Origin of the sequence: Phenylobacterium sp., assembly GCF_031425575.1 — a bacterium.
In the GTDB taxonomy this organism is placed as follows: Bacteria; Pseudomonadota; Alphaproteobacteria; order Caulobacterales; family Caulobacteraceae; genus Phenylobacterium.
This window is the reverse complement of the sequence record NZ_JANPJP010000137.1, coordinates 1-2,479: the sequence shown is the minus strand read 5'-3', so window position 1 is coordinate 2,479 and position 2,479 is coordinate 1. Positions and strand designations below refer to the sequence as shown.

Below are 2,479 nucleotides of genomic sequence, written 5' to 3'. Positions count from 1 at the left end.
GCTGGCGGACTGTTCCGGTTCCGCCATGGACGGCACCGAGCTGTTCCTGGTCGAGGGAGACTCAGCCGGCGGCTCGGCCAAACAGGCCCGCAACCGCAAGACCCAGGCGATCCTGCCCCTGCGCGGCAAGATCCTCAACGTCGCCTCCGCCACCGCCGACAAGTTCGGCGGCAACAAGGAGCTCTCCGACCTGTTGCTCGCCCTGGGCGCCCAGGCGGGATCGAAGTATCGCGACGAAGACCTGCGCTACGACCGCATCGTCATCATGACCGACGCCGACGTGGACGGCGCCCACATCGCCAGCCTGTTGATCACCTTCTTCTACCGCACCATGCCCGAGCTGATCCGCGGCGGACGGCTTTATCTGGCGTTGCCGCCGCTCTACCGGATCAGTCACGGCGGCAAGGCGGTTTACGCGCGTGACCCCGAGCACCGCGACGAACTGCTGGCCACCGAGTTCAAGAACAAGAAGCCCGAGATCAGCCGCTTCAAAGGCCTGGGCGAGATGATGCCGGCCCAACTGAAAGAAACCACCATGGACCCGGCGACGCGGACCCTGGCGCGGGTCACACTGCCCCGGTCCGAAGAGGTGGTGGAAGACCTGGTCGAACGCCTGATGGGCCGAAAGCCGGAGGCGCGGTTCCAGTTCATCCAGGAGAACGCGGAGTTCGCGGCGGGGGAGCTGGATATCTGAAGCGGCCAGGAGAGGTAACGTTGTCGAGCCTATCGCCTGACAGGCGGCTTGGCTTCTCGAGACACCGCCAGCCCCAGAAACACCAGCATCGCTCGGTTCAGCCTGACCATGTCCGCATCCTCCAGATGCCCCATCTGCTCGCCGAGCTTGGATTTGGGGACCGTCGTGATCTTGTCGACCATCAGGCGGCTGACGGCCCGCAGGCCGTTGCCTGTGCTCGGCTCGACAACGAGACGAAACAGCGGCGCCTCCACCTCATCCGTGGTGAAGGCGCAGAGGGTGATTGAGGACGTCGCGTCGAACCGGTCGTCCTGCACGATGACCGCCGGACGTGGCTTTCCAGCATAGTCCTGGCCCCCGGCCACCGTCCAGATTTCACCGCGCCGCATCAGTCATTGATCGTGGAGATGGCATCGATAAACGCCTGATCATCGGCGCCTTGGGTGCTGGCTGCGACGGCCACGGACTGGTTGTGCGCTTCGCTCCGGAAGCTCGGCGAGCGGACATCCGGAACCCAGATCTGGATCGGTCGTAGACCTTGTTCGCGCAGACGCTGACGGTGGGCGCGGACCTTTGCGCGGGACGTGAGGGGTGCGGTAGCGACCATGACGGCTCTCCTCGGATCGGGTTACATGTAACCTAGTCATGGGGCGGACGATGCGCAAGCCTTGGGCTTTGCGCCAGCCACCCTACCCCGCCATCACCGCCTCAACCTCCGCCGCCGAGCACCCGAATTCTTCCAGCAGCGCGCGGGTCTGTGCGCCGATGTCCGGAGCCAGGCGCGGCTGGGCCTTGGTTTCCCCCAGCATCTGGAACGGGCTGTCGACCGTGCGCAGGCCGGGGCTGTCCACGATCTCGGGAAACAGGCCGTTGGCCTCGATCTGTTCGTCGGCCAGATGGTCGTAGATCTGGGCCACGATGCCGAAGGTGACATCGCCCGCGCTGAGCACTTTTGCCCAGTGCTCGAACGGCGCCGTCGCGAACAGCGCGTCGAAGCGGGCCACCAGGTCCGGCCCGTTGGCCATGCGCGCCTCGGGCGTGGCGAACAGCGGGTCCTCCAGCCAGCCCGCATGGCCCATGGCGCGGGCCAGCAGCGGCCAGTCGCGGGCCGGGTTGGTGCTGGAGATGATGAACTGGCGGTCATCGGCGCTGCGGTACATCTCGTTCAGCGCGCCGCGAAACCCACGCGGCGGCCGGGTCATTAGCTCGTAGCCGCAGAGCGCGGCCTGCACCTGGCAGCCGTTGGCCCACAGGCCGTTGGCCAGCAGGGAGGTGGTGACCTCCGACCCCTGCCCGGTCATCTGGCGCTTGTAGAGGGCCGTAACGATGGCGCCGTACATAGCCATGGCGGTGGGATGGTCGCCCATGCCGGGCATGGAGCCGGCCGGCTCGGCGTCCGGGCCGGGGCGCACCATGTCCATAAGACCCGACCGGGCCCACCAGGCCGTGGCGTCAAAGCCCGTGCGGTCGCGCTCCGGGCCGTGCTCGCCATAGGGTGTCAGCGAGGCGTAGATCAGCCGGCTGTTCAGGGGCATCAGGTCGCTGGCGCAGACGCCCAGCCGCGCGCGGGCCGGAAACGGCAGGTTGGTGATGAACACGTCCGCCTTTTTCACCAGCGTGTGAAGCACGGCCAGCGCCTCCGGCCGGCGCAGATCCAGGGCCAGGCTTTCCTTGTTGCGCGAGCTCAGCGTCCAGAAATAGTCGACCTCGTCGGGCGTGCCCCGCAGCCGGAAGAGGTTACGATAGGAATCCCCGATCCCCGGCGGCTCGACCTTGATCACCCGC

4 protein-coding genes are annotated in these 2,479 nt (G+C 66.9%); 1 reads left to right on the top strand and 3 read right to left on the bottom strand.

The features are described from left to right. On the top strand, positions 1–694 hold a 694-nt coding region (locus RMO97_RS08285), incomplete at its 5' end, for a toprim domain-containing protein (protein WP_310540260.1). Positions 695–723: 29 nt separating this feature from the next. Here the strand turns inward: RMO97_RS08285 and RMO97_RS08280 are convergent. The 3 genes from RMO97_RS08280 to RMO97_RS08270 all read right to left on the bottom strand — a co-directional run. Continuing rightward, positions 724–1,083 carry a type II toxin-antitoxin system PemK/MazF family toxin gene (locus tag RMO97_RS08280; RefSeq protein WP_310540257.1) on the bottom strand — a complete coding sequence of 120 codons (360 nt, stop codon included), beginning with the start codon at positions 1,081–1,083 and terminating at the stop codon, positions 724–726. Continuing rightward, the gene (locus RMO97_RS08275; RefSeq protein WP_310540255.1) at positions 1,083–1,301 is read right to left on the bottom strand and encodes an antitoxin MazE family protein; all 219 of its coding nucleotides are present in this window, start codon (positions 1,299–1,301) and stop codon (positions 1,083–1,085) included. Before RMO97_RS08275 ends, RMO97_RS08280 begins: the two co-directional genes overlap by 1 nt. 82 nt (positions 1,302–1,383) lie before the next feature. After that, positions 1,384–2,479: CaiB/BaiF CoA-transferase family protein (locus tag RMO97_RS08270; protein ID WP_310540254.1), on the bottom strand; the 1,096-nt coding region annotated here is incomplete at its 5' end.

Bases quoted from the DNA above. Each gene is read 5' to 3' on its own strand.
- RMO97_RS08280 (WP_310540257.1), bottom strand. From the start codon at position 1,083: ATGCGGCGCGGTGAAATCTGGACGGTGGCCGGGGGCCAGGACTATGCT.
- RMO97_RS08275 (WP_310540255.1), bottom strand. From the start codon at position 1,301: ATGGTCGCTACCGCACCCCTCACGTCCCGCGCAAAGGTCCGCGCCCAC.